This is a genomic window from Mycobacterium sp. TH-M15 (assembly GCF_057473705.1).
The window spans coordinates 1-2113 of record NZ_JBYCLB010000144.1; the positions used below are offsets into that span (position 1 = coordinate 1).

Consider the following 2113-nt stretch of genomic DNA (forward strand, 5'->3'; position numbering starts at 1 on the left):
GAACTCGAACCTCGACGGCGTGCTGCTGCCGGGGTTCATCGACGCTCACCATCACTTCTGCCAGGCGGCGCTGGACCTTCGCACACCTGGGCAGCACCTGCCACCCGGCTCGTCGATCATCGACCTGCAGGAGCAGATCGCGGCGGCGCGAGGTCGCACGCCGGGCAGCGGCTGGTTGCGGCTGCAGGCCTACGACCCGATGAACCTGGCGGAACGACGGGCGCCGACTGCCGCGGAACTCGACGAGGTCTGCTCCGACCGGCCACTGCTGGTGGCGGCCTACTCCTGGCACGAAGGTGTGCTGAACACGGCCGGGCTCACCACGATGGGTTGGCAGCCCAACAGCCCCGATCCTGCACACGGCGCGTTGTCTCGCCGTCGTGGCCGCCTCACCGGTGAGGTGCTGGAAGCGGCATTCTTCTTGGCGGAGGCAACTTCTCGAGGCAGTCTGCTGGAGAACGCCGGAGACGCCTGGATCGCCGAAGCGCAGGCGCACGGGCGCGATCTGCTGGCGCACGGAATCGTCCGGGTGGGCGACGCCGCCGTTCCGCCGGTGTTCGACACCCTTTACGACCGGGCTGCCGAGGCCGGGATGCTCGGCGTCACCGTGCACCGGATGCCGGTCGCGGAGCGATCATTTCTGGAACCGCGGATCGCCGGCGGCCGCGGAACCGGCGACGGACCTGCGGGCGCGCCGACCGGGCCGGTGAAACTGTTCCTCGACGGCGCCGACCGATGCGCAATGTGCATGTCTGGGCCGCAGTTGGCCACGATGATCGGGCTGACGCTGCGTCGTGCCGTGACCGGCGGCGGGCTCGCGGCGCTGCGCGCAAACATGCGGATCGGCCGGATCCGGTTGGCGGGCACTCAGTTCAGGGTCGGGACGCCGTTCTGGGATCCCGATGGGCTCCGCGACGCGATGCGCTCCGCCGCCGCACACGGAAACCAGATAGCCATCCACGCCCTGGGCAATTGGGCGGTCGAGCGCGCCTGCGACGCACTGGAGCTGGTCAGCGAAGTCCACGATCGGCCAGGGCACCCGCGGTTGGAGCACACCATGCTGCTCACCGCCGGCGCCGAAAAGCGCATCGCGGGCTGCGGCGCCGTCGCCGTGGTCCAGCCGTACTTCCTGCATGAGATCGGCGACCAGTTACTCGAACGCGGGCTGCCCAGGGGAATCGGCGTCAAACCACTGGCCACACTCTCCGATGCCGGTGTCCGGCTGGCGGGCAGCTCGGACTATCCGGTAGCCGGCTACGACGTGCTGCACGCGATCCGTGCCGCCGTCACCCGGGAAACACCGTCAGGCACTCGACTACAGGCGAGCGAGGCGATCTCCGTCAACGCCGCGCTCGCGGCTTACACCAGCGGCGGTGCTGCTGCGCTCGGAGTCGGACACGACGCCGGGACCATCACCCCGGGAAAAGTCGCCGACCTGGTTCTGCTCAGCGCCGACCCGCTGGAAGCCGAGCCGACCCTACTGCAGGACATCCAGGTACGGGCCACCTGGCGAGACGGGGCCAGGGTCCACTAGCTCCGAGGCTGGCGGCGATCATCGCGACGCCGACGAGCCCGGCGGTGGCCTCTCGGCGCGGTGCTTGCAACCTGGTAGACCGGGGGCATGCCCACCCAAGTCCACACCGCCCGACTGGTCCACACCGCCGATCTGGACGCCGAGACTCGGCACGACGCCCGTCAGATGGTCATGGCGGCCTACGCCGGGGCGTTCGGCGATATCGACTGGCAGCACGCTCTGGGTGGCATGCACGCGCTCATCTGGCGACACGGTGCGCTCATCGCGCACGGCGCGGTGGTGCAGCGCCGCCTGCTCTACCGAGGCAGGTCGCTGCGGTGCGGTTACGTCGAGGCGGTTGCTGTGCGCGAAGACTGGCGCGGGCAGGGCTTGGCCACCGCGGTGCTGGACGCCTGCGAGCAGGTGATCCGGGGTGGCTACCAGCTCGGCGCACTCAGCTCGGCCGAGATCAGTCGCCGGCTCTACACCTCCCGCGGCTGGCTGCCGTGGCGCGGGCCGACGTCGGTGCTGGCCCCGACCGGCCCGGTCCGCACCCCCGCAGCCGACGGAACGGTGTTCGTGCTGCCGGTCGACCCCGAC

2 protein-coding genes are annotated in these 2113 nt (G+C 70.4%); both read left to right on the forward strand.

The features are described 5' to 3' along the window. Positions 1-1534, forward strand: a 1534-nt coding sequence (locus AC2VNT_RS03505) for an amidohydrolase (protein ID WP_486945536.1), incomplete at its 5' end; no start/stop codon positions are given. An 87-nt stretch (positions 1535-1621) separates the two neighbouring features. Then, positions 1622-2113 (forward strand): GNAT family N-acetyltransferase (locus AC2VNT_RS03510; protein ID WP_486945537.1); only part of this gene is annotated, 492 nt, incomplete at its 3' end.